Origin of the sequence: Xenorhabdus budapestensis (assembly GCF_002632465.1) — a bacterium.
GTDB classification, from domain to species: Bacteria; Pseudomonadota; Gammaproteobacteria; order Enterobacterales; family Enterobacteriaceae; genus Xenorhabdus; species Xenorhabdus budapestensis.
The window spans coordinates 137,322-161,786 of record NZ_NIBS01000003.1 but is presented as its reverse complement, the minus strand read 5'-3'; the positions used below and the strand labels follow the sequence as shown (position 1 = coordinate 161,786).

The 24,465-nt window shown below is 42.8% G+C and carries 20 protein-coding genes and 2 pseudogenes; 16 read left to right on the top strand and 6 right to left on the bottom strand.

Annotated features, from left to right (window positions below; translation table 11 throughout):
• Positions 1-293: 293 nt before the first annotated feature.
• Positions 294-1,988, bottom strand: coding sequence for a cholesterol oxidase substrate-binding domain-containing protein (locus Xbud_RS05035; protein WP_099135034.1), 1,695 nt, complete (start codon positions 1,986-1,988; stop codon positions 294-296).
• 343 nt (positions 1,989-2,331) lie between these two features.
• Here Xbud_RS05035 and syd point away from each other — a divergent pair, with 343 nt between their 5' ends.
• The 4 genes from syd to Xbud_RS05015 all read left to right on the top strand — a co-directional run bounded on the left by syd (position 2,332) and on the right by Xbud_RS05015 (position 5,100).
• Positions 2,332-2,883: a SecY-interacting protein gene (gene syd, locus Xbud_RS05030; protein WP_099135033.1), complete on the top strand. Its 552-nt coding sequence runs from the start codon at positions 2,332-2,334 to the stop codon at positions 2,881-2,883.
• A 571-nt stretch (positions 2,884-3,454) separates the two neighbouring features.
• The gene (locus tag Xbud_RS05025) at positions 3,455-3,805 is read left to right on the top strand and encodes a YqcC family protein (protein WP_099135032.1); all 351 of its coding nucleotides are present in this window, start codon (positions 3,455-3,457) and stop codon (positions 3,803-3,805) included.
• A 5-nt stretch (positions 3,806-3,810) separates the two neighbouring features.
• The gene (gene truC, locus Xbud_RS05020; protein WP_099135031.1) at positions 3,811-4,572 is read left to right on the top strand and encodes a tRNA pseudouridine(65) synthase TruC; all 762 of its coding nucleotides are present in this window, start codon (positions 3,811-3,813) and stop codon (positions 4,570-4,572) included.
• 81 nt (positions 4,573-4,653) lie between these two features.
• Positions 4,654-5,100: a flavodoxin gene (locus tag Xbud_RS05015; RefSeq protein WP_099135030.1), complete on the top strand. Its 447-nt coding sequence runs from the start codon at positions 4,654-4,656 to the stop codon at positions 5,098-5,100.
• 86 nt (positions 5,101-5,186) lie between these two features.
• Here the strand turns inward: Xbud_RS05015 and Xbud_RS05010 are convergent, their stop codons facing one another.
• Entirely contained in the window at positions 5,187-5,573 is a 387-nt protein-coding gene (locus Xbud_RS05010; protein WP_099135029.1) for a DUF3461 family protein, read from the bottom strand.
• Between the two features lie 236 nt (positions 5,574-5,809).
• On the opposite strand from Xbud_RS05010, the pseudogene Xbud_RS05005 reads away from it, so the two are divergent.
• Positions 5,810-6,445: pseudogene (locus Xbud_RS05005) on the top strand (hypothetical protein).
• A gap of 121 nt (positions 6,446-6,566) precedes the next feature.
• On the opposite strand, the gene dapD reads toward Xbud_RS05005, so the two are convergent.
• From dapD to map, 4 genes and pseudogenes are all read right to left on the bottom strand, one after another.
• Complete coding sequence (dapD, locus tag Xbud_RS05000) at positions 6,567-7,409, bottom strand: 2,3,4,5-tetrahydropyridine-2,6-dicarboxylate N-succinyltransferase (RefSeq protein WP_099135028.1); 843 nt, start codon at positions 7,407-7,409, stop codon at positions 6,567-6,569.
• A 45-nt stretch (positions 7,410-7,454) separates the two neighbouring features.
• On the bottom strand, positions 7,455-10,109 hold the full coding sequence (gene glnD, locus Xbud_RS04995) for a bifunctional uridylyltransferase/uridylyl-removing protein GlnD (protein ID WP_099135027.1): 2,655 nt from the start codon (positions 10,107-10,109) through the stop codon (positions 7,455-7,457).
• Positions 10,110-10,287: 178 nt separating this feature from the next.
• A pseudogene (locus Xbud_RS04990) lies at positions 10,288-10,786 on the bottom strand (IS1 family transposase); the annotation flags it as partial.
• A 208-nt stretch (positions 10,787-10,994) separates the two neighbouring features.
• Positions 10,995-11,798, bottom strand: coding sequence for a type I methionyl aminopeptidase (gene map / locus Xbud_RS04985; protein WP_099135026.1), 804 nt, complete (start codon positions 11,796-11,798; stop codon positions 10,995-10,997).
• Between the two features lie 398 nt (positions 11,799-12,196).
• On the opposite strand from map, the gene rpsB reads away from it, so the two are divergent.
• The 11 genes from rpsB to lpxD all read left to right on the top strand — a co-directional run bounded on the left by rpsB (position 12,197) and on the right by lpxD (position 24,311).
• On the top strand, positions 12,197-12,922 hold the full coding sequence (gene rpsB, locus Xbud_RS04980; protein WP_099135025.1) for a 30S ribosomal protein S2: 726 nt from the start codon (positions 12,197-12,199) through the stop codon (positions 12,920-12,922).
• A gap of 162 nt (positions 12,923-13,084) precedes the next feature.
• Positions 13,085-13,942, top strand: coding sequence for a translation elongation factor Ts (gene tsf / locus Xbud_RS04975; protein ID WP_099135024.1), 858 nt, complete (start codon positions 13,085-13,087; stop codon positions 13,940-13,942).
• Between the two features lie 140 nt (positions 13,943-14,082).
• Positions 14,083-14,811, top strand: a complete 729-nt coding sequence (gene pyrH / locus Xbud_RS04970; RefSeq protein WP_099135023.1) for a UMP kinase — start codon at positions 14,083-14,085, stop codon at positions 14,809-14,811.
• A 146-nt stretch (positions 14,812-14,957) separates the two neighbouring features.
• A complete protein-coding gene (gene frr / locus Xbud_RS04965) occupies positions 14,958-15,515 on the top strand; it encodes a ribosome recycling factor (RefSeq protein ID WP_047679441.1) in 558 nt (185 codons plus the stop codon).
• A 167-nt stretch (positions 15,516-15,682) separates the two neighbouring features.
• Positions 15,683-16,879, top strand: a complete 1,197-nt coding sequence (gene ispC, locus Xbud_RS04960; protein ID WP_099135022.1) for a 1-deoxy-D-xylulose-5-phosphate reductoisomerase — start codon at positions 15,683-15,685, stop codon at positions 16,877-16,879.
• A 349-nt stretch (positions 16,880-17,228) separates the two neighbouring features.
• Positions 17,229-17,948, top strand: a complete 720-nt coding sequence (ispU, locus tag Xbud_RS04955) for a (2E,6E)-farnesyl-diphosphate-specific ditrans,polycis-undecaprenyl-diphosphate synthase (RefSeq protein WP_211283495.1) — start codon at positions 17,229-17,231, stop codon at positions 17,946-17,948.
• Between the two features lie 9 nt (positions 17,949-17,957).
• A complete protein-coding gene (cdsA, locus tag Xbud_RS04950) occupies positions 17,958-18,821 on the top strand; it encodes a phosphatidate cytidylyltransferase (protein ID WP_099135020.1) in 864 nt (287 codons plus the stop codon).
• Between the two features lie 10 nt (positions 18,822-18,831).
• Positions 18,832-20,184: a sigma E protease regulator RseP gene (gene rseP, locus Xbud_RS04945; protein ID WP_099135019.1), complete on the top strand. Its 1,353-nt coding sequence runs from the start codon at positions 18,832-18,834 to the stop codon at positions 20,182-20,184.
• 34 nt (positions 20,185-20,218) lie between these two features.
• Positions 20,219-22,684: an outer membrane protein assembly factor BamA gene (bamA, locus tag Xbud_RS04940; protein WP_099135143.1), complete on the top strand. Its 2,466-nt coding sequence runs from the start codon at positions 20,219-20,221 to the stop codon at positions 22,682-22,684.
• A 96-nt stretch (positions 22,685-22,780) separates the two neighbouring features.
• A complete protein-coding gene (gene skp, locus Xbud_RS04935; RefSeq protein WP_099135018.1) occupies positions 22,781-23,278 on the top strand; it encodes a molecular chaperone Skp in 498 nt (165 codons plus the stop codon).
• Between the two features lie 4 nt (positions 23,279-23,282).
• Positions 23,283-24,311: a UDP-3-O-(3-hydroxymyristoyl)glucosamine N-acyltransferase gene (gene lpxD, locus Xbud_RS04930; protein ID WP_099135017.1), complete on the top strand. Its 1,029-nt coding sequence runs from the start codon at positions 23,283-23,285 to the stop codon at positions 24,309-24,311.
• Positions 24,312-24,465: the final 154 nt, after the last annotated feature.

The following is a 24,465-nucleotide window of genomic DNA, read 5'->3' as shown; positions in this document are numbered from 1 at the left end:
CAAATGCAGAAAAAAGTTTAAATAATCTGTTTGTAATAGGAACAAATTTATTTTTTATCCCTGATCCCCGATAATTAAAACAACTTAATTAACATCTTTATACATATAATTAACTATTGCTTACACTGACGATAATTTTATATAGTTACTTTATAAATGATTACTTTCGAAGTTCAATCTTATTTAGCTAGAACAATTCCCTGAATCACTCAAGTTGCAGAATAAAATCCGCAACTTGAACAACGAAAGGATATAGCTATGACATTTAATGTTACTTGACTGAATGTAATTTTTTATTTACCGGAAAGTAGCTTTTCTAACAATGGTGATCTGAATAAGCCATATGGATCAAATTTCTTTAATGCGTTAACGGCTGAATACCAGTTAGTATCAGTGGGTAATCCATCAGTAAACGAAGCAGGAATTTTCTTGGTTAATATATCTTCGTCATCCCATGCTGCGTTTTTACTGTATGCCCAACCTTTACTCCATTCGACACGAATAGATGCGTAAGAACCGTCAAACTCCTTAAATAACCATTGTTCAAGTCTGTTATAGAAATCAGCGGCATATTTCGCTCCTGGCAGGGTTAAAACATCAAGCCAAATAGCAACATCCCATTCTGGATGATCCGGGCGTGGGCGGATCGCAGATAAACTTGGCACAACAGCATCTTTTTGTACTACTTCAGAAGGTGTATCCAGCCCTGAAACACGGATCTCGATTGGCCCGTTGACAGGATATTTTCCATTTCTCTCATATTCTTTTATCAACGTCTTCCATTGTGAGTAAAAAAGATTGAGGACTTTCTGAATATTATCTCGACGGGTTAATATTGCGTAACCATTTGCAGTAACACGTAATGTAGTCGGCTTGACATAGAGTAATAAGTTTTTACTCCAGCCCCAGAGGTCGGCTCCCCCAGTTAAAAAATAACTTGCCATGATAAAATATTGGCCTGCCCCAAATGCCGGCGTGATATTTGGGAGGTTATGGGTTAGCTTTTTGATTAAATCAGATAGCTGAATGGGAATATTATCGGAAAATGGATAATTGTACGGCTGTGTAACCTGGACGCTGGAAAGGGGCTTTTCAGGTGAGATACTCCATACCTTTAACCAAGGATGAATTGTAAATGGAAATAAAATGGCTTCAACACGACCACTTTTATCAAGGAAATGGCTGAAAGTTTTTTTATTTTTTTCATCTTGTACAGGAGCAAATAATTCTGCTGCCGGGATATTAATAATACTTTCACACCGAAGACGTTGGTTTTTTCCTGCCTGAAGCTCGACATTTAAAATCAGAGAACACCCTAAATGAACAAGAAGAGGCGCACAATTCGGATCATTTCGTTTAAAGCGCTTAATGACATATTGTGTATTTTTCTCATCCCACACTACAGCAGACAAAGACAGTATAGAGTTGCTGAGTGAACCATAACTGTGACCTGACTGAGGTTTTTCATGCAGCGCTTTTATACCTGTCCCATGACCACCTATTGCCAGTACTCCCCCCAGTGTTAAATCACCCGGTGCTGGGGTAGCTGTAAAGCCTATTTCTTGTTCTTCCATTTTTGTCGTAAGTGTTTCCATCAATACGCCAGTTTGCGCGGTAACAATTGAATATTGAGGAAGGTGCTTAATACTTATTTGTGTAAAATGTTGTGTGAGATCGATAAGTATAATGCGGTTACTATTCTGACCTTTCGGTGGAATGATCAGAGGAGACCAGTTATGTGATTCACCCACAACTCTCAATTTATAATTTTGTTTCCAGGCCCAATTGACGACAGAAATAACATCTTTGTCAGAATTAGGTATACAGTATGGAATATTCTCTGCATGAATTTCTTCTGACCAATTGGTAAAGCGGCGATATGTTAGTTTTACATTTTCAGGGAAGTTAATTAAACTGTGTTTTTTCTTAATGTCAGTATATTCTTTATGTAGTTCATGGTTTTTTTTATTTTTATTTTCTGTATTCATATTGTTATTGATCTATTTTAGGTAAATAAAATCACCATTCTAACTTCATGTTTTTAATATGAATATACAGTGATGTTATTTTTTATATTAATATCATGTTTAATTTATTGCTTGCAGACGTTTTTTATTGACTATACCCAATAAATCTGAATCGAATGCAAAAGGTATGTTACTTGAAGGGAGTTAATTCTTTTTGTAACTGTAAATAGTATCATTTTTCATACTATTACTTTTGACAGTGATGCCGCCCGAAATCTATTAGGTATAGTTGTTATTTCGTTGAAAAACGTATAGGAATGGGTAGAACAACAGTATTGGACTGAAAAATGGAAGAAATAATCATATGACTTTCAATGTGACAGAGGCACTTTCTGACTTTACCAAACGCTATGTTGAACTGTGGCAGGAAGAAACGGGGTTACCACCCGCCAGCAGCGAGCTGTATGGTATACCTTCACCTTGTATCGAACGGACGGGGAACGGTGTAGTGCACTGGCTTCCCAAACCATTTTCTGTCCGGGAAAAACTCAGTAAGGTAGAAAATGCGCTGGAGATTTGTTTGCAGGACTCAATCCATGATTACTATGTCACGCAGTTTGCTGGTGATATGACTGTCAATTTTGAGGAGCAAGCTCTCAATTTGATTCAGGTATGGAGTGAAGATGATTTCATCCGATTGCAGGAAAATCTGATAGGCCATCTTGTGACGCAGAAACGGCTGAAACTTCCACCTACGGCATTTATCGGAACAACGGATACAGAGATGCAACTGGTTTCTGTATGTAATCTGACAGGACAGGTGATACTTGAACAGTTTGGCAGCCATGAACGAACCATCTTATCTGCTGATTTAACGACCTTTCTTTCCACTATCAGTCCTGTGACAGTTTTGTAGATGCAGATATCGGTTTAATTTTTTGTGAGAGATATCTTACATAATATGTAAGATATCTCTCATAATCATATAATGAATATCTTTGATGAATATTATTTTTATTTTATATCAATAATATGCAAATTATTATCATGATATCTTTCTTATAGCGTACTTCTTCTGCTGATTCAGATAGCTTGTTTCAACCCACCGAATAATAGATCCTTTTGTTATTCCATTAGGAATCATAGCAAAAAAATCATTAAGGAATCGAACCATCAGGAAGGTGGCTCAGGGACGAAAAGGTATAGGCAGGTTTGCCGGATACTATCAGTATAATGATCTTTTAAGGAGTAACTGACAGGGATGTATTTTATCAGGGAATGAGCAGGAAGCGACCAATTTAGCAGGACTGCTATGACAATCAAATAAGAGGGGAGATTTTGTCTCCCCTCTTATTTTGTGACACTTTATCTTGCCACAAATTTTCCGCTGAAATCGAACAATGGTACTCTTACGGTCTAATGACGTGATGGCAACTTCTGTCATCAGAACATCAGTCATCAGCACAACTGAGATAAGATAAATAACCATGAGTATCGAGACACAAATTCTACACAAATTACAGCTTATTGAAGCCACTATGAAAACAGTTGGTTTATGGCAGAGCTATTCTCCTAAACCAGAAGTGTTTGAAAGCACAGAACCTTTTTCGATTGATACTATGGCTGCTGAAGAGTGGCTCCAGTGGGTGCTCATTCCGAGAATGTGTGCTCTGATTGAACAGAAAGCTTGTCTACCGACGGAGTTTGTCATCGCACCATATTTTGAAGAAGTATATAAGGAAGAAACAGAACGTTATTTGCCGTTGCTTGAGCATCTGCGCGAATTGGACAGTCTGTTTGTACCGGGGGATTTTACACAGAATAGTGACATGGAATAGTTGATATGTTGGAGATTATTTATCAGGATGAACACATTGTTGCTGTGAATAAACCTGCGGGCTGGTTGGTTCATCGTAGCTGGCTGGCTCGTCATGAAACCGTGTTTGTCATGCAGACACTGCGCGATCAACTTGGGCAGCATGTTTTCCCTGTTCATCGGTTGGATAGACCAACATCGGGCGTTTTGTTGATGGGACTGTCAAGCGAAGTGGCAAGAACACTTTCTCAACAATTAGAATACCAGCAGATGCAAAAAATCTATCATGCGGTTGTGCGTGGTTATGTCGACGGAGAAGATATTATTGACTACGCATTAATGGAAGAGTTGGATAAAATTGCGGATAAGTTCGCGGATACGGATAGGGAAGCACAATCAGCAATTACTCATTACCGTGCATTGGCGAAAATTGAGTGTCCGGTTGAAATTGGGCGCTATCCGACATCACGTTTTAGTTTGTTGGAACTGAAGCCCAAAACTGGCCGTAGGCATCAGTTGCGGCGGCATATGGCGCATATCCGTCATCCCATCATCGGGGATACTACACACGGGGATTTGCGACAAAATCGAGGAGTTGCTAAATATTATCAAACGGGAAGATTAATGCTGCATGCAAGCCATCTTCAGCTTCAGCATCCGGTGACAGGAGAAAACCTTCTGTTGACTGCCCGATGGGATTCACCGTGGCAGTATTTGCTTGAACAATTTGGCTGGCAAGGTGTTGTGCCAGAGCTGGAATGTCCACGCCCGATAACTTTCGAGTTGTAGCCAAAAATAGCAGCTTGAAAAATAAAGGGGCCAACCACTCACGAATAAAAGCAGTATCAAACATTAAAGAGATCAATATCTATGGCAAAGATTGGTATTTTCGTTGGTACAGTTTATGGTAATGCGCTGGCGGTTGCGGAAGAAGCGCAGCAAGTTCTTGAGCAGCAAGGGCATGAGGTCGAGGTCTTTGAAGATGCGACTCTGGAACAATGGCAAGTGTATTTGCAACAGGTTGTTCTGGTGGTGACATCAACAACCGGACAAGGTGATCTACCTGATAATATTCAACCGCTTTATACCGAGTTGAGTGATCAATTGGGCTATCAACCTGATTTACGTTATGGCCTAATTGCATTGGGTGACAGTAGTTATGACACATTTTGCGGAGGCGGTCATACCTTTGATGAACTGTTACAAGAACAGGGCGCTAAACGGTTCGGAGAGCTTTTGTTGATTGATGCCGCTGAAGTGGTTGAGCCGGAAGTCTTTGCCCAGGATTGGGTTGAGGATTGGGGAACCTTGCTATAGGATTTCTGTCACACCGCTTATACCCTTCATTTTGGTCAGGTCAATTTACGAAGAGGAATAAGCGGTGTATAACACGTCTGACTTAATTACTTACGAGTCAGTTTTTCCAAATCTGCTTCGATTTCTGCAATCTTATTGGCAACAACATGCTCAAGATGACGTAAGTCGTCCAGAATTTTGTGTTTTAAATCTACCTCTGCTTGCTCACGTTTGCAAATTTGATCCAGTTCCTCAAGCACATAACGCAGATTAGTGTTGATCTCTTTGACTTCTTTGTAACCTTGCCCTGAGTTATCGTCAGATACCGTTTTCAGTTGGCGTGGATATTTGAATTTAACGCTTTTGGCAAAAAATTCACCTTTATCTTTACGGAAATAAATCTTAAGAATGTCGTTATTCGCTTCCTGACGGATGCTATAGCGATCAATATCTTCAGGATGTGTGATCCCCAAACTCTTCAAGTTATCGTACATAGCGCGTTACCTAGTCACCTAAATAAAAATGAAATGGAAAAGGCAAAAATGGTAGATTTATTATCCATTTCGTCATTGTTAAAAGTCAATTGGTTAATCGTTAGGAAAAAATCGAACAAAAAGTAACAAGTTCGCTTATTGAACTTAGGGTTCAATCCAACTAATATCCAATGAAGAAATATTTATCAATTTGATAACTGCGTTATTTATTTTAAGTGAGAAGAAGGGGGGAAGATCTGCCTAAGAGATTGATAGATCCTCAGAAGATCAATGAGGTTTTCGCTCACCTAAATGAAAGTTCAGATAATCATGCCTTCTATAACTTCATTAATGAGCGGAGCAGAGATCACAAATCAGATAAAAGGGTTAATGCTTCCTCCCGGCTATCGTATGGTTCGTGTTGATAGACGATTGAGTGATTGGATTAGTCAGTCTCATTTCGAATTAGCTTTGGTTAATGATGCCTCTAAGGAGGTTGCTTATTATAACCGAGTGGTTATACAGTCAGATGTTGTATTGAATTGTCGGCCTGTAACACAAATTCTTGTTTGGCGTATCAGGACTCCTCAGCATAGAGCAGTATTACGTGACTTAGCAGGCAAGGTGTTTTTGATTATCTCATTGAACGATATAATGTCATTGTATCAGATATGAATCCGGCTACTGATGGTATGGCTTTTTGGCAGGATCGGATGTATGACGCATTGGCATACAGCATGTATGTTTATGCCTATGATATGATTACTTGTGAGTTACGCAGGATCTTGGCTGAAGATGATGTTAGCCGCCAAGAAATGTGGTTATGGGGAGACCCGGAACATCATCAGAATAGGTTAGCAATCATTTCTAAAGACGAATTATCAGTTAAATAAAGTGGTTTCGGCAAGGTGGAATTTTATATCGTTCAAGAAAAAACCCCGTTATTTTTAACGAGGTTTATATCTGTTAGCAGGTTGAATCAATTAATTAGATGGTTTTTGCTATTTTTAATATTTAATCAATATTTCTCAGCAATTCATTAATGCCAACCTTGCCGCGAGTTTTAGCATCCACTTTCTTCACAATAACAGCGCAATACAGACTGTAACTGCCATCTTTGGAAGGCAAGTTGCCGGATACGACGACAGATCCCGCTGGTACACGGCCGTAGTGGATTTCGCCTGTTTCACGATCATAGATTTTGGTGCTTTGACCGATGTAAACACCCATTGAGATCACGGAACCTTCTTCCACGATAACCCCTTCTACGATTTCAGAACGGGCACCAATAAAGCAATTGTCTTCAATAATAGTTGGATTGGCTTGCAATGGCTCCAGCACACCGCCAATGCCAACGCCACCAGACAAATGAACGTTTTTACCGATTTGGGCACAGGAGCCGACAGTTGCCCAAGTGTCTACCATTGTACCTTCATCTACATAGGCACCGAGGTTGACGTAAGATGGCATTAACACTGTATTACGTGCAATATATGCTCCCTGACGGACTGCCGCGGGAGGCACGACACGGAAACCTTCTTTTTCGAAACGAGCCTGATCATAATCAGCAAACTTCATAGGCACTTTGTCGAAATAGCGGCTTTCAGCCCCTTCCATAACTTGGTTGTTATTAATACGGAAAGAGAGCAATACTGCTTTTTTCAGCCATTGATATGTGACCCATTCATCTGCGATTTTTTCAGCGACACGCAGTTTACCACTGTCCAGCATTTGAATGACTTGGTTGACGGCGTTACGAGTTGCCTTGTCAACGGTCACAGGTGTGATGTCGGCGCGGTTTTCAAATGCATTTTCAATAATGGCCATTAATTCGGTAATGGATTGTAATTGCTGCATTGGTATGGGATCCCTCATATTTAGTCGAATATTGGTTAGTTAAAGTTATACTTTATCCTTGGTGTCAAGGGCTTCTGTCAACCTTTCTGATAATTCCTCTCTGATTTTTTTATCTAGTGCCAGGAGATCTTTGTTAGCCAGCACAAAAAAATCTTCCACGCGTTCACCGATAGTTGTAATGCGGGCACCATGCAGGGAAACTCCTAATTCAGCAAAAATACTGCCAACCCGTGCCAACAGCCCCGGTTGATCCAGCGCAACCAGTTCCATATAAGTACGGCGGGGATTTTGTGTCGGTAAAAAATTCACGTTAGGCGGAACATCAAAATGACGTAATTTCGCTGGTAAGTTACGTATTTTAGGGGCTTTGGGGTGAGGAGTATTAATGGCTTTGAGTAAAGCCCGGCGAATGGGTTCATGACGATCTGGTGCCAGTGAGTGATCGTTCGGATCCAGTATGACAAAGGTATCCATCGCCATTTCATCCCGATTGGTAAAGATCTGGGCATTATGGACGCTTAAGTTACGTCGATCTAACTCTCCAACAACGGCAGCGAAAAGAGAAGGCCGATCCTGACACCAGATGAAAATTTCTGTTCCTCCATGAGAAAATGAGGCACTGATTAATACCATTGGTTCCGGTGATTGATGGTTAACCAGATGGCTGGCGTGCCAGGCTAACTGATCCGGTGTATGACGCAAAAAATAATCTGCATGACAGCGGCTCCAGATGTTATGTAATCTTTCTTCGTCAATAGCTTCCTGACGTAGCAGAGCCAGAGCTTGTAGGCGGTGATGGCGGATACGCTCACGTAAATCAGGTGTATTCTGTATTCCCTTGAGTAACTGGGTTTCGGTAGTGAAATAGAGTTCGTGCAACAGGCTCTGTTTCCAATTGTTCCATAGTTTGGCGTTTGTGGCGCAGATATCTGCGACAGTAAGGCAGAGTAGGTAATTCAGGCGATTTTGATTTTTGACCTGACAGGCAAATTGCTGAATGACTTCGGGATCTTGGATATCCCGTCGCTGTGCAGTGATTGATATAAGCAAATGATATCGAACGAGCCATTCTACTAACTCTGCTTCACGAGTTGTCAGCCCATGTTGTATGGCAAAGGTGAACGCATCTTTGGCACCCAGCTCGGAATGATCGCCGTTACGCCCTTTGGCGATATCATGGAAAAAAGCAGCCAGTCGCAACAATTCAGGTTGTGGAATACGAGGATAGAGTTCGACACATACAGGGTGGAGCATGCGGTTATTTTCATCAGCAAAGCTTTCCAGCTTCTGCAATACCCGAATAGTATGTTCATCAACGGTATAAACATGGAACAAGTCAAACTGCATTTGACCGACAATATTACTCCAAAGTGGCGTATAGGCACTTAGAACACTATGGCGATGCATTGGGAGCAAAGCGCTTTTGACCGCATGAGGATGGCGCAGGATTTTCATGAAAATTTTTCGGGCCTCAGGCAGTTCACACAAAGGCTGTCTGAGATTTCTGCGGGCATAGCGAAGTTGGCGCAATGTAGTGGAGTAGATCCCTGTAATCTCCTGATGGACTGCCATATGATAAAACATTTTCAGAATTGCGGCAGGATCACGGCTAAACAGTGTATCATCAATCACATCAATAAGATCTCCCCGCAACTGAAATGTATCATTCAGAGCGCGTGGCTTTTCGTCAGGCTGTAGTGTCAGAATTGCTTCATCAAAAAGTTGCAGCAGCATGTTGTTCAGCTCACTGACACGGCGCATCATGCGGTAGAAATCCTTCATCATCCGCTCAACAGGTTGATTGCGTTCTCCTTCATACCCGAGAAGCCGGGCTACACTGAACTGGCGTTCAAACAGCAGTCGGTTGTCATAACGGGTAACGGCCAGATGGAGGGCAAAACGGATACGCCAGAGAAAATTCTGGCATTCGTTTAATTCATTACGCTCCTCAAGGGTCAGAAAGCCAAAATCAACCATTTCATCTAAAGATGTTGCCCCGAAATGGCGGTGAGCAACCCAAAGTAAAGTATGAATATCACGTAATCCCCCTGGGCTGCTTTTGATATCGGGTTCCAGATTATAGCTGGTGCTGTGATAGCGTTGATGGCGTTTTTTCTGTTCGGTTAATTTGGCGGCAAAGAATTGGGCTGATGGCCAGAAATCATCACTGAAAATTTGCTTCTGTAAGCGGAGGAACAGGGGTAAGTCACCACAAATTAAACGGGATTCAATAAGGTTTGTGGCGATTGTCAGATCAGCAAGCCCTTTCTCAAGGCACTCTTCGTATGTTCTGACACTGTGACCGACTTCCAGACGAATATCCCAGAGCAGCGTAATGAATTGCCCTATGCGGGTTGATTGCTCTTCAGTCAGAGGAGACTCACTCAGTATTAGCAGGTCAATATCAGAAAGAGGGTGCAACTCGCGTCGGCCATAACCACCGACCGCAATCAGGGAAAGTGAATCTATCTGATCAAACCCTTGTTGCTGCCATAATCGTGTCAGAAGCCTGTCAATATAATCACTGCGGGTATAAATCAATGCTGTCGGAGAAATGCCAGCTTTGAATGCTTGCTCAAGCCACAATTGAAACTCATCGATATGCTGTTTCAGTGCGGGACACTGAAGGTCATTGTGGGAAAATTCCACTGGAGACAGAGGAGGAATAGGAGCATGCGCAAAAGCAATATCAACTGGCATATTCAGAAACCTATGATAAGAAAACCGTGAGATGAACAGGCGTTAGTGGTCGATGATGAAGCCCTGATGGGGACAGTTTATGTACAAGAACTGTATTTATCAATATCCTATTCAGGGTCATGCATTCAACGTATTGATTGGCTCTAAATATAATATTCTCTTTCGATAAAAGTTCCGAATTGTCTGTACACCAGAAGGCGACATTGAATCGAGAGAGCTTTTTCAAGCGTTTCTTGAGTGTTTGTTTGCTTCGTTTGCCGAAAGTATGTGCAATGATACGCTTTAGTCGAGGTTCCCAAGCATACCATAGCCAACGTTGTTGCTTTTTATTTCCAACAAAAGACCACATTCGTCAACTTCGCAAGTAAGCTGAATTTCCACATTATCCAGAGGGCGTGTTGTTACACATCGCGGGCAGAGTTTTTTAAAGTGTGAACAACCGCATTAATGCTGATATGTAATGCCCGTGCGGTATCACGAATACCTGCATTATTCATCGCGAGATCAACGACTTTTTCTTTAATTCCGGCTTCGCAGGCACGATAGGAATAGTCAAGTTGGAAAGTGCGATTACAAGACAAACAACGATAACGTTGATGACCACCTCTACCCGTACCATGCTTTTTGACATCTTTTGTCTGATCGCAAAAGCGACACTTCACTTCAACCGTTGCCACTAAAATTCTCCCTCATCAAAAAATGGCTATTATATCTAAAGAACAACGAGTTGAATTCGTGACCATTTAGACATATAGGTTATGCTCTTTGATATTTCTATGAAGAGAAAGCGGGCATATTATATTTAATACAGATTGATGTTTTGAATAGATGAATTATTTAAGCCCAACTCGGTATTGGGCTTTTAAGGTCTGGCTTTGCCTATTTTTATGGTTGTATATTAACTAATACGGCTGAAATATGTGGTTCTTCTTCTTTACGCCATGTCATGATTTCGCAACCATTGTCAGTAACAACAAGGGTATGTTCATATTGCGCAGACCAGCCGCGATCTTTAGTTTTGACTGTCCAGCCATCTTTCATGGTACGGATACGGAAATCGCCGGTGTTGACCATAGGTTCAATAGTGAAGGCCATGCCTTTTTGTAGAATAACGCCACCGTCATCAGCATCGTAATGAAGCACGTGAGGTTCTTCATGGAAACCCCTGCCGATACCGTGACCACAATATTCGCGAACTATAGAGTAATCGTGATTTTCCACGTATTGCTGAATTGCTTTGCCGAGGCTGCGCAGACGGATACCCGGTTTAACCATTTTCAGGGCAAAGTACAGGCTCTCCTGAGTGATACGGCACAGGCGTTCGCCCTGAATAGTTGGTGTACCGACAATAAACATTTTGGAAGTATCACCGTGAAATTCATCTTTAATCACAGTTACATCAATGTTAACGATGTCGCCTTCTTTCAGTACCTTGTCATCACTTGGAATACCGTGGCAAACCACGTCATTAACAGAGATACAGACGGATTTGGGGAAACCGTGGTAACCCAGACAAGCAGAAATGGCCTGTTGTTTATTCGTGATGTATTCGTGGCAAATGCGATCAAGTTCACCAGTGGTTACGCTCGCCTTAACGTGCGGTTCGATCATCTCCAGAACCTCTGCTGCCAGACGCCCGGCAACGCGCATTTTCTGAATTTCTTCGTCTGTTTTGATAGTAATAGCCATGAAATCAGTCCATCAGAATCGGGGAGTTACCGATTCTTTGATATTAATTAAGAAAAAAATGATGATGGTAATGGTATCAGCCCACTGTATATCTAACAATAACTGTTGATCGCCAAGACTAGCAGAAAGCTGTAACAAATGTTGGTGTATGGGCGCGGTTTATGGTATAAACCGCGCCGGTATTCTGTGTAATTGTTTCCTGTAGAAGCAGTATTACAGAAATGCTGAATAAACTCATTTGTGTAAATAACACACACGGATCGGCACATACACCGGGGTGCTCTCATGTGGCTAATTCGTATGAATATCCTTCATATGGTATGAATAGCACACAGTTAAAGAGTCGGTGTCATGGGATCTGTGGAGGCATAACCCCAATTAACTTTATGAGGTCTAAAATGGCAACTGTTTCCATGCGCGATATGCTACAAGCGGGCGTTCACTTCGGTCACCAGACTCGTTACTGGAACCCAAAAATGAAACCTTTCATCTTTGGCGCTCGTAACAAAGTTCATATCATCAATCTGGAAAAAACTGTTCCAATGTTCAATGATGCTTTGGCAGAACTGAACAAAATTGCTTCCCGTAAAGGCAAAATTCTGTTTGTTGGCACCAAACGTGCTGCAAGCGAAGCAGTAAAAGAAGCAGCACTGAGCTGTGACCAATACTTTGTTAACCACCGTTGGTTGGGTGGTATGCTGACCAACTGGAAAACTGTTCGTCAGTCAATTAAACGTCTGAAAGATCTGGAAGTTCAGTCTCAGGACGGTACTTTTGACAAGCTGACCAAGAAAGAAGCGCTGATGCGTTCTCGTGAACTTGGCAAGCTGGAAAACAGCCTGGGCGGTATCAAAGACATGGGCGGCCTGCCTGATGCTCTGTTTGTTATCGATGCTGAACACGAACATATTGCTATCAAAGAAGCAAACAACCTGGGTATCCCAGTATTCTCTGTTGTTGATACTAATTCTGATCCAGATGGTGTTGATTTCATCATCCCTGGTAACGACGATGCAATCCGTGCAGTAAAACTGTACCTGAACGCTGCGGCGACTGCTGTTCGTGAAGGCCGTTCACAAGATCTGGTTGTTCAGGCCGAAGAAGGTCTTGTAGACGCTGAATAATAAGGCATGCTCGTTCTTGAGCCCCTTATTGACCAGGTATTGAAATATATTGGTTAGGGGGCCTGTTATGGCCCCCTTTACTTATCTGATATAGAACTACTATCTGATAACTTTCCACGCGGAATATTATCTTCCCGCGAGACACATCGAGGAATGAAACAAATGGCTGACATTACCGCTGCTCTGGTAAAAGAACTGCGTGAGCGTACTGGCGCAGGCATGATGGAATGTAAAAAAGCACTGGTTGAAGCAAATGGTGATATCGAGCTGGCGATCGATAACATGCGTAAATCAGGTCAGGCAAAAGCAGCTAAAAAAGCAGGCCGTGTTGCGGCTGAAGGCGTTATCCTGGTTGAAGTTTCAGCTGATGCTAAATTCGCAGGTATTGTTGAACTGAACTGTGAAACTGACTTCGTTGCTAAAGATTCAGGTTTCCTGGCATTCGGTAAAGAAGTTATTGCTTCCGTTATGGCTGACAAAAACGCTGACATCGATGCACTGAAAGCTAAGTTCGAAGAACAGCGCACTGCTCTGGTAGCGAAAATCGGTGAAAATATCAACATCCGTCGCGTTGCTATTCTGGAAGGTGAAGCGGTAGGTTCTTACCTGCACGGTGCTCGTATCGGTGTTCTGGTTGCTGCTGAAGGCGCAAATGAAGAGCTGATCAAACACATCGCAATGCACGTTGCTGCAAGCAAGCCAGAATATGTAAACCCAACTGACGTTCCTGCTGACGTTGTTGAGCGTGAGCATCAGATCCAGCTGGACATCGCTATGCAGTCTGGTAAACCACGTGAAATCGCAGAGAAAATGGTTTCTGGCCGTATGAACAAATTCACCGGCGAAATCTCTCTGACTGGTCAGAATTTCGTGATGGATCCAAGCAAAACTGTTGGTGCTCTGTTGAAAGAAAACAATGCTAAAGTTATCGACTTTATTCGCTTCGAAGTGGGCGAAGGCATTGAGAAAGTTGAAGCTGATTTCGCAGCAGAAGTTGCTGCAATGAGCAAACAATCTTAATTGTTTAAACGGAGCCGCCGATTGGCGGTTCTGTTTTATTTCAAGATGAATTTTACATCTGGCTGCATAGCATGGATGTGTAGTAATTGAATAAATCGTAGTAATCCCCAATAATCCTTATCTGCTTAGGACTGAACACCATGGCAACCAATGCAAAACCCGTATATCAGAGAATCCTGCTTAAGCTCAGTGGAGAAGCCCTGCAAGGCGCAGAAGGTTTTGGTATCGATGCCAGCGTTTTAGACCGTATGGCTCAGGAAATCAAAGAACTGGTTGAGCTGGGTATTGAGGTCGGTGTCGTTATTGGCGGAGGTAACCTGTTTCGTGGAGCCGGGTTGGCTGAAGCAGGAATGAACCGTGTAGTCGGCGACCACATGGGCATGTTGGCGACCGTGATGAACGGTCTGGCAATGCGTGACGCCTTACACCGCGCCTATGTGAACGCCCGTTTGATGTCCGCTATCCCGCTGAATGGCGTATGTGACAACTATAGTTGGGCTGAAGCTATCAGCTTACTGCGTCACGGTCGTGTTGTTATTTTCTCGGCAGGTACTGGCAACCCGTTCTTTACGACAGATTCCGCAGCTTGCTTGCGTGGCATTGAAATTGAAGCGGATGTTGTGTTAAAAGCAACCAAAGTTGACGGGGTCTATTCTGCTGATCCTACAAAAAATCCTGAAGCCGTTCTCTATAATAAGCTTACTTATCAGGAAGTATTGGAGCGTGAATTGAAAGTCATGGATCTCGCAGCCTTTACACTGGCCCGTGACCATAACCTGCCAATTCGTGTTTTCAATATGAACAAACCAGGTGCACTTCGTCGTGTTGTCATGGGGGAAAGTGAAGGTACATTGATTTCTCACGGCTGATTTATCACTTCCCGTACTCAGAGACATCGGTGAAATTTGACGGTATTATCAGCGTTCTGATACGCCGAGTTTAATGACACAGGGCCATAAAATATCATGTTAATATTTATGGTCTAGAACATAACCAGCTCCCAAGGGTTTATAACGTGATTAATGAAATCAAAAAAGACGCACAAGACCGCATGGAAAAAAGCGTCGAAGCACTGAAAAACCAAATCAGCAAGGTGCGTACTGGCCGTGCTTCTCCTAGCCTGTTGGATGGCATCAGCGTTGAATATTACGGCGCTGCAACGCCATTGCGTCAGATCGCGAACGTTGTTGCCGAAGATGCGCGTACTTTAGCGATCACGGTATTTGATCGTTCTATGACCGCAGCAGTTGAAAAAGCGATTATGGCTTCTGATCTGGGTTTAAACCCATCTTCCGCTGGAACCATCATTCGCGTTCCTCTGCCACCACTGACTGAAGAACGTCGTAAAGATCTGATTAAGGTCGTTCGTGGTGATGCAGAACAAGGTCGTGTGTCCATTCGTAATATCCGCCGTGATGCTAACGATAAGGTTAAAGCACTGCTGAAAGATAAAGAAATCAGTGAAGATGAAGAACGTCGTTCACAGGACGATATTCAGAAACTGACTGATAGTTTCATCAAAAAGATTGATGAAGCACTGGCGAATAAAGAAGCAGAATTGATGGATTTCTAAGTTGCCATTTCTCGAATCAACGCCGCAGCCTTGCGGCGTTGTTCTTATTATTTGATATTACTAATATTCCATTTCGTATCACATTTCTTTCTCAAGCAATGGACATAACGATCAGGACAGATCAAACTATTGCGATTTTATGTCAGTAGAATACTTAGAGTATAAAAATGAAACGCTTAACTATCCTCGGTTCAACGGGGTCCGTCGGGAAAAGTACGCTCTCAGTTGTCAGAAATAACCCAGATAAATTCCGAGTTGTGGCACTTGTCGCCGGGAAAAATAGCGAACTTATGGCACAACAATGTTTGGAGTTTCAGCCTCAATATGCTGCAATGGCAGATGAATATTCAGCAACAGAATTGCGGAATTTATTGCAGGAACAAGGCAGCCAGATCGAAGTCCTGTCTGGAAAAGATGCCATTTGTGATTTAGCGGCACTGGGAGATGTCGATCAAGTCATGTCTGCCATTGTTGGTATCGCTGGGTTACTGCCAACACTGGCGGCGATTCGCAAGGGTAAGCAAGTTCTGCTGGCTAATAAAGAATCTCTTATTACTAGTGGCCGCCTGTTTATGGAGGCGGTTAGCCAATATAAAGCGCAATTACTGCCGATTGATAGCGAACATAATGCTATTTTTCAAAGTCTGCCTGAATCAGTGCAACATAACCTCGGTACTGCGAGTTTAAAAGATCATGGTATCTCCAGTATTATTTTGACAGGCTCCGGTGGACCATTCCGCAAAACACCCTTGGAAATATTACCTCATGTCACACCTGATGAGGCCTGTGCTCACCCAATCTGGTCAATGGGGCGTAAAATTTCCGTTGACTCTGCAACAATGATGAATAAAGGGTTGGAATATATTGAAGCCCGTAATCTGTTCAATGCTTCTGCTGATGAAATGGAAGTGCTGTTACATCCGCAATCAGTGATCCACTCAATGGTTCGTTACCATGATGGTAGTATCATCGCGCAATTGGGAACACAGGATATGTGTACTCCGATAGCTTATGGTATGGCTTATCCTAGTCGCATTGTATCCGGTGCGAAACCACTGGATTTTACTGAACTTAGTACACTCACTTTTGAAGCGTTGGACTATCACCGCTATCCCTGCCTTAAATTGGCGATTGATGCATGTCATGAAGGTCAGGCTGCAACAACAGCATTGAATGCAGCTAATGAAGAAACCGTCAGTGCTTTTTTACAGAATAGAATTCGTTTTACTGATATCGCCATGGTGAATCGGCAGGTAGTTGAAAAATTAAGTTTATCTGAACCTCAAAGCATTGAGGAGGTCTTAGAAATCGATAACATCGCGAGAACTTTAGCGAAAGAGGCAATCAAAGCCTTTGCTAATTAGCGAATTTCGCTAAATAAGTATATGTTTGTTTGCGTTTGGGCAAATGATATAGTTCGCAGGTAAATTATAGTTGTTATAAGAGCCATTTCGATATTTGGCACACGTTTTTGCGGGCGTATATACCCGATAGATTCTGAGTTGTCGCACAGCCAACAACGAAAGAAGCAGCTTAAGAGATCAAGGGTATATCAGAGGTAAAGGCTTTCATTCGGGTTTATTCCAGAAATAGCCGTGGTAATCGTTAACACGGCTTTTTCATGTGTGAAAGTCTTGAACCAGTAAGAAGCCAGCTTATGTTATTTAAGGATTAGTTTGAGTGATATCGCCTAGTGATTGTGGCTCATCGCTAATGTTACCCAGACACGTTGCTATCATTATGGATGGTAATGGCCGCTGGGCAAAAAAGCGTGGGAAATTAAGAGTTTTTGGTCATCGTGCTGGAATTAAATCTGTACGAAGTGCTGTGAGCTTTTCGGTTAAGAATAACATCGAATCACTGACATTATATGCTTTCAGTAGTGAAAACTGGAATCGTCCACAACAAGAAGTCAGTTCATTGATGGAACTGTTTGTTTTTGCCCTTGATAATGAAGTGAAGAACTTACATAAGCACAATGTGAAATTGTCTGTTATTGGTGATATCAGTCGGTTTAGCCCACGGTTACAGGAACGTATCCGTCGTTCAGTTGAATTGACTGCGGACAATACCGGATTGCAGCTTAATATCGCCGCCAATTATGGAGGCCGTTGGGATTTGGTTCAGAGTGTCAAGCAAATTGTTGAGAAAGCCAGAGCAGATCAGCTTAATCTTGAGGAAATTACCGAAGCAACAGTAAGTAGTTTCATGAATTTGAGTCAGCAGTCTGATGTTGATTTAGTGATCAGGACAGGAGGCGAACATCGTATCAGTAATTTCCTGTTATGGCAGATCGCTTATGCAGAATTGTATTTTACCGATATACTTTGGCCTGATTTTGATGAAACAGCTTTTGAAGGTGCTATTCATGCCTTTGCCAAACGAGAACGCCGATTTGGCGGAACACCAGACGATGCCGAAGTGGGATCATAGGAGGAGAACTTGCTGAAGTACCGTCTTTTAACTACGTTAATATTAATTCCACTTGTTGTTGCAGCTCTGTTTTTACTTCCCCCCTCAGGATTTGGGTTGGTTGTCATTGCAGTTTCAGCACTTGCTGCATGGGAATGGGGGCAATTTGCCGGATTATTGACACAGGCTAAACGTGTTACTCTGGCAGTGTTGTGTACTGTGGGGTTGCTGGTCTTGCAATACTCTTTGGCAGATCTTACTCACCTTACTGAAAAACCACAAATTGTATATCTATTGTGGGCAGGAATGCTCTGGTGGGCTGCGGCTATTTTATTAGTTATTGCGTATCCTGCTTCAGCTTCTATTTGGAAATCCTCCGTTACATTGCGCGTGTTATTTGGTTTTCTGACGATTGTGCCATTTTATTGTGGAATGATGGTGCTACGTACCCAAGGATATGAAAATAATACTTATCACGGTGCGTGGTGGTTGTTGTATGTGATGTTGCTGGTGTGGGCTGCTGATTCGGGGGCTTACATTTTTGGTCGCACATTAGGTAAACACAAAATGGCACCTAAAGTGTCTCCGGGCAAAACGCTTGAAGGACTGGCTGGTGGATTGTTAACTGCTGCGCTTATATCATGGTTGTTCAGTAAATTTGCTCCAGTGCCTGTTATGCCTGAAAACTTATTGTTGATTTCCGCCATCGTTGTTATTGCATCTGTTTTCGGTGACCTGACCGAGAGTATGTTCAAGCGGGAATCAGGAATTAAAGACAGCAGTCAGTTGATCCCAGGGCATGGCGGTGTGCTGGACAGGGTAGACAGTTTGACTGCGGCGGTTCCTGTTTTTGCAGGGCTGGTAATGTTAATTTCTTCTGGATTTGGTCTTTGAAGGTACATTAATGGATATTCTCTGGAATCTGGCTGCATTTATTGTTGCATTGGGTGTGCTTATCACAGTGCATGAGTTTGGTCACTTTTGGGTGGCCAGACGATGTGGTATTTACGTTGAGCGTTTTTCCATCGGGTTTGGTAAAGCACTTTGGCGTCATACAGATAAACAGGGAACTGAATACGTTATTGCCCTTATTCCCTTGGGCGGATACGTCAAAATGCTTGATGAAAGGGTTGAAACTGTTGCTCCTGAACGTCGTCATATGGCATTCAACAACAAAACCATTGGTCAGCGTGCGGCAGTTGTCAGCGCTGGTCCAATCGCAAACTTTATTCTGGCTGTTGTCGCTTATTGGTTAGTTTTTGTGATCGGTGTGCCTTCGGTACGCCCGGTGGTTTTGGATATCAAACCCGATTCTATAGCAGCGCAGGCAAATATTTTGCCCGGGATGGAACTAAAAGCTGTTGACGGTATCGAAACTCTTGATTGGAACTCAGCAAGGCTGGCGTTAGTGAGTAAAGTTGGTGAATCCTCCGTTGAGGTGAATGTAGCACTAATGGACTCTTCCGATGCCATTCAAAAGACACTGGATTTGCGACATTGGGCATTTGATCCATCCAAACAGGATATCTTGCTATCTTTAGGAATTATGCCTGTTATTCCGCACCCCAGTTCTCAGGTGGATAAAATCCATCTTGGTTCGGCAGCCGAAAAAGCGGGTTTACAAAGTGGGGACAGGATCGTTAAAGTCAATGGTCAGGATATAGATGTCTGGCACAGTTTTGCATCTTATGTCAGGAAGAATCCGAATATTCCTCTAAAATTGGACGTTGCGAGAGCTGGCAGTATGATCACTTTATCATTGACCCCAGCTGCTAAAAAGCTTTCCGATGGGCGTGAAATAGGTTTTGCTGGTATCGAATTTAAAATCATCCCACTGGCGGATGAATACAAAACAGTTCAACAATATGGGCCATTCTATGCTTTTTATGAGGCTGGGGATAAAACCTGGCAATTGATGAAGCTGACCGTCAATATGATTGGCAAATTGATTGTTGGGGATGTAAAACTCAATAACCTCAGCGGCCCTATTTCCATAGCCAAGGGAGCCGGTGTATCGGCTGATTCTGGCTTGGTGTATTATTTGATGTTTTTGGCGCTAATCAGTGTCAATCTTGGGATCATTAACTTGTTCCCATTACCTGTACTAGATGGTGGACACTTGCTTTTCCTTGTTATCGAGAAGATCAAGGGAGGGCCGGTTTCCGAGCGTGTACAAGACTTCAGTTATCGCATTGGTGCTATATTGCTGGTGTTATTAATGGGGCTTGCACTTTTCAATGATTTCTCCCGCTTTTAAGGTGGGAGACCAGTTAGGAAAACGCATAACAACGATGGCGATGAAAAAGTTGCTCATAGCGTCGCTGCTGCTCGGCAGCGCCACTGCATACGGTTCAGACGGATTCGTAGTTCGGGACATTCATTTTGAGGGTCTTCAACGTGTCACCGTTGGTGCAGCATTATTGAATATGCCTGTTCGCGTCGGTGATACAGTCAGCGATGAAGATATCAGTCGCACGATACATGCCCTGTTCGCGACTGGAAACTTTGAAGATGTTCGTGTCTTGCGTGATGGCAATTCACTGGTTGTTCAGGTAAAAGAACGGCCAACCATCGCCAGCATTACTTTCTCCGGTAACAAGGCGGTGAAAGATGACATGCTCAAGAAAAACCTTGAGGCCTCCCGTATTCGTGTTGGTGAAGCCCTTGACCGCACTATGCTGTCGAATATCGAAAAGGGGCTGGAAGATTTCTACTATAGTGTTGGTAAATACAATGCCACAGTAAAAGCCGTTGTCACACCACTTCCCCGCAACCGTGTTGACCTGAAACTTGTCTTTTCCGAAGGTATTTCTGCTAAAATTCAGCAGATTAATATTGTTGGTAATAAAACCTTTGCTACCAATGAATTGCTCGATAATTTCCAACTCAGGGACGATGTTCCGTGGTGGAACCTGACAGCTAATCAGAAATATCAAAAACAGGAGTTAGACGGTGATCTTGAAAAACTGCGTAGTTTCTATCTTGATAGGGGTTATGCCCGTTTCAACATTGATTCGACTCAAGTTAATCTGACACCTGATAAAAAAGGGATTTATATCACCATTAACATCACGGAAGGTGATCAATATAAAATCTCAGGTGTTGATGTAAATGGTAATTTAGCAGGATACCAATCTGAAATAACGAAACTGACTAATATTAAACCTGGTTCATTGTATAATGGAACAGGAGTGACCCATATGGAAATGGCGATCAAATATTTTCTTGGCCGCTATGGTTACGCCTACCCTCGGGTCATGACACAACCTGAAATCAATGATGTAGACAAAACTGTGAAACTCCATGTCAACGTAGATGCAGGTAACCGTTTCTATGTCCGTAGCATACGTTTCACTGGTAATGACACCAGTAAAGACTCAGTATTACGCCGTGAAATGCGTCAGATGGAAGGGGCATGGCTAGGTAATGATCTGGTTGAGTATGGAAAAGAACGCCTCAATCGTTTGGGCTATTTTGAAACGGTTGATGTTGCAACCGAACGTGTACCGGGCAGCCCTGACCAGGTTGATGTAGTTTATAAAGTTAAAGAGCGTAATACGGGCTCCATGAACTTTGGGGTTGGTTTTGGTACTGAAAGTGGTATGAGTTTTCAGGTCGGAGTTCAGCAGGATAACTGGCTGGGAACAGGTAATGCCGTGGGTATCAATGCCAGCAAAAATGATTACTCAACGTCTGCGGATTTGTCCTTTACGAACCCTTACTTCACTGTTAACGGTGTGAGTCTGGGGGGGCGGCTGTTTTATAATGATTTCCGTGCTGATGACGCCTCTCTTTCCAACTATACCAACAAATCATACGGTACAGATGGTTCTTTTGGTATTCCGTTGAATGAAAATAACTCGTTATACTTCAGATTAGGCTATGTTCATAACTCATTATCTAATATACGTCCTCAGTTAGCGATGTGGCGTTATATGAAGAAAATGGGTAAAGAGCCGGGGTTTACGGATAAGGTCAAGTTTGATGCCAATGACTTTATGCTGACAGTTGGCTGGAATTACAATAGCCTTGACCGTGGTTTCTTCCCGACTTACGGGATTAAAGCAGGGCTGGATACGAGAATCACTGTGCCTGGCTCAGATAACCAGTTCTATAAAGTTACTCTGAACTCTGCGGGTTATTACCCTATTGATGACGATCATTCATGGGTCATAATGGGACGTGCGCGTTTGGGCTATGGTGGCGGTTTCGGTGGCAAGGAAATGCCATTCTATGAAAACTTCTATGCAGGTGGTTCCACTAGTGTTCGAGGTTTCCGCCCCAATAATATTGGCCCAAAAGCAGTTTATCTCAAAAAAGGGAAAGATGGTCTGCCTGAAGTTGATAGCAAGGCAGTATCCCAGGATGGTAATGCAACATATCTCAAGAAATGGAAATATGGTCTGCCTGAAGCTGATAGCAGGGGAGTATCCCAGGATGCAGTAGGTGGTAATGCAACAGCAGTTGTCAGCTTCGAGCTGATTACGCCAACGCCGTTCCTGGATGCAAAATATTCTAACTCTGTGCGGACGTCTCTGTTTGTAGATGCAGGAACAGTATGGGATACCAACTGGAGCAATGTTTACGCTGGTTTACCTGATTACAGTAAGCCGAATAATATCCGTGTTTCTACTGGTATTGCGTTGCAATGGTTATCACCATTGGGACCTCTAACATTCTCTTATGCTCAGCCAATTAAAGATTATAAAGGGGATAGAACAGAGCAATTCCAGTTTAATATTGGTGGGACCTGGTAAAAAATCAATCGTTCTTGGTGGAAAGTCGTCTTATTATTAAATAAGGCGATTATAAATGTCCCAACATGTAACTAGCGTAAGTCAAAGGAGTTTATAGTGAAGAAAGTACTGTGTGCAGCAAGCCTTGGTATCGCATTAGCTTTTTCTACTGGTGTCCAGGCGGCAGAAAAGATCGCTATCGTGAATGTTGGTGAAATATTCCAGCAACTGCCTGCTCATGAAGCTGTTGCAAAACAGTTGGAAAACGAGTTTAAAGGCCGCGCATCCGATTTACAGCGTATGGAATCCGACTTGCAGTCTCAGCTCCAAAAATTGCAGCGTGATGGCTCAACCATGAAGGCGAGTGAGCGCGAAAAATTAGAAAAGGAAGTGCTGACTAAACGTAATGAATTTTCACAAAAAGCACAGGCTTTTGAAAATGATAACCGTCGTCGTCAAATGGAAGAACGTAACAAGCTCTTGGGTCGAATTCAGGATGCAGTTAAAGTGGTTGCAGGTAAAGAAGGTTATGACCTTGTTCTTGATGCAAATACCGCAGTATATGCTGCATCTGGTAAAGATATTACCTCAGAAGTATTGAAGCAGGTTAAATAAATAAATGGTTTCAATTCGATTGGCTGACCTTGCTCAGCAGTTGAATGCGCAATTACATGGTGATGGCAATATCGTCATCACTGGTATTGCCCCTATGTATTCAGCAAATAGCGAACAAGTTACATTTTTATCGGATAGCCATTATACCGAGAAACTTGCAGAGTGTCAGGCAGCGGCTGTTGTGCTGCGCGAAGCCTATTTACCTCATTGTAAGGTTGCAGCGCTGGTGGTTGATAATCCTTATCTTGCCTATGCACGCATGGCGCAAATCATGGATACAACACCACGACCTGCGCAGGATATCCATCCATCAGCAGTGATTTCTCCAGAAGCAACATTGGGCAGAAATGTTGCAATTGGGGCAAATGCAGTTATCGAATCAGGTGTTGTGCTTGGTGATAACGTTATCATTGGTGCAGGTTGTTTTATTGGCAAAAATGTGTGCATTGGTACAGGAACTCGCTTTTGGGCCAATGTTTCTGTGTACCATAATGTTGAAATCGGTGAACAATGCCTCATTCAGTCAGGGGCTGTTATAGGCTCTGATGGTTTTGGTTATGCCAATGATCGCGGTAATTGGATTAAAATCCCTCAGTTAGGCACGGTAATGATTGGTGATCGTGTTGAAATAGGTTCCTGTACTACTATAGATCGTGGTGCTCTGGATAACACTATCATCGGTAATGGTGTTATCATTGACAACCAATGCCAAATTGCTCACAACGTCACAATTGGTGATAACACTGCAATAGCGGGTGGTGTCATTTTGGCGGGGAGCCTGAAAATTGGTCGTTATTGTATGATTGGTGGAGCCAGTGTCATAAGCGGACATATGGAAATCTGTGATAAAGTAAGCGTGACTGGTATGAGCATGGTGATACGCCCTATTACTGAGCCGGGTGTATATTCATCTGGTATGCCAGCACAGCAGAATAGAGTTTGGCGTAAGACTGCTGCTTTGGTAATGAATATTAACGAAATGAATAAGCGGCTTAAATCTGTGGAACGCCAGCTTGAAGGTGACAGCAAGTAATCATACAAACGTTTTGGTTGAGCTTTTATTTTTGCGGCCTGTCTGATAACTCCTCCGGGAGTTGACGCAGGCCGTGTCGTTAATGCTGTATGTTTTGACAATATTGTTTAATAACACATTTTTTGATACTACGATTGAAATATAGACAGGAAGA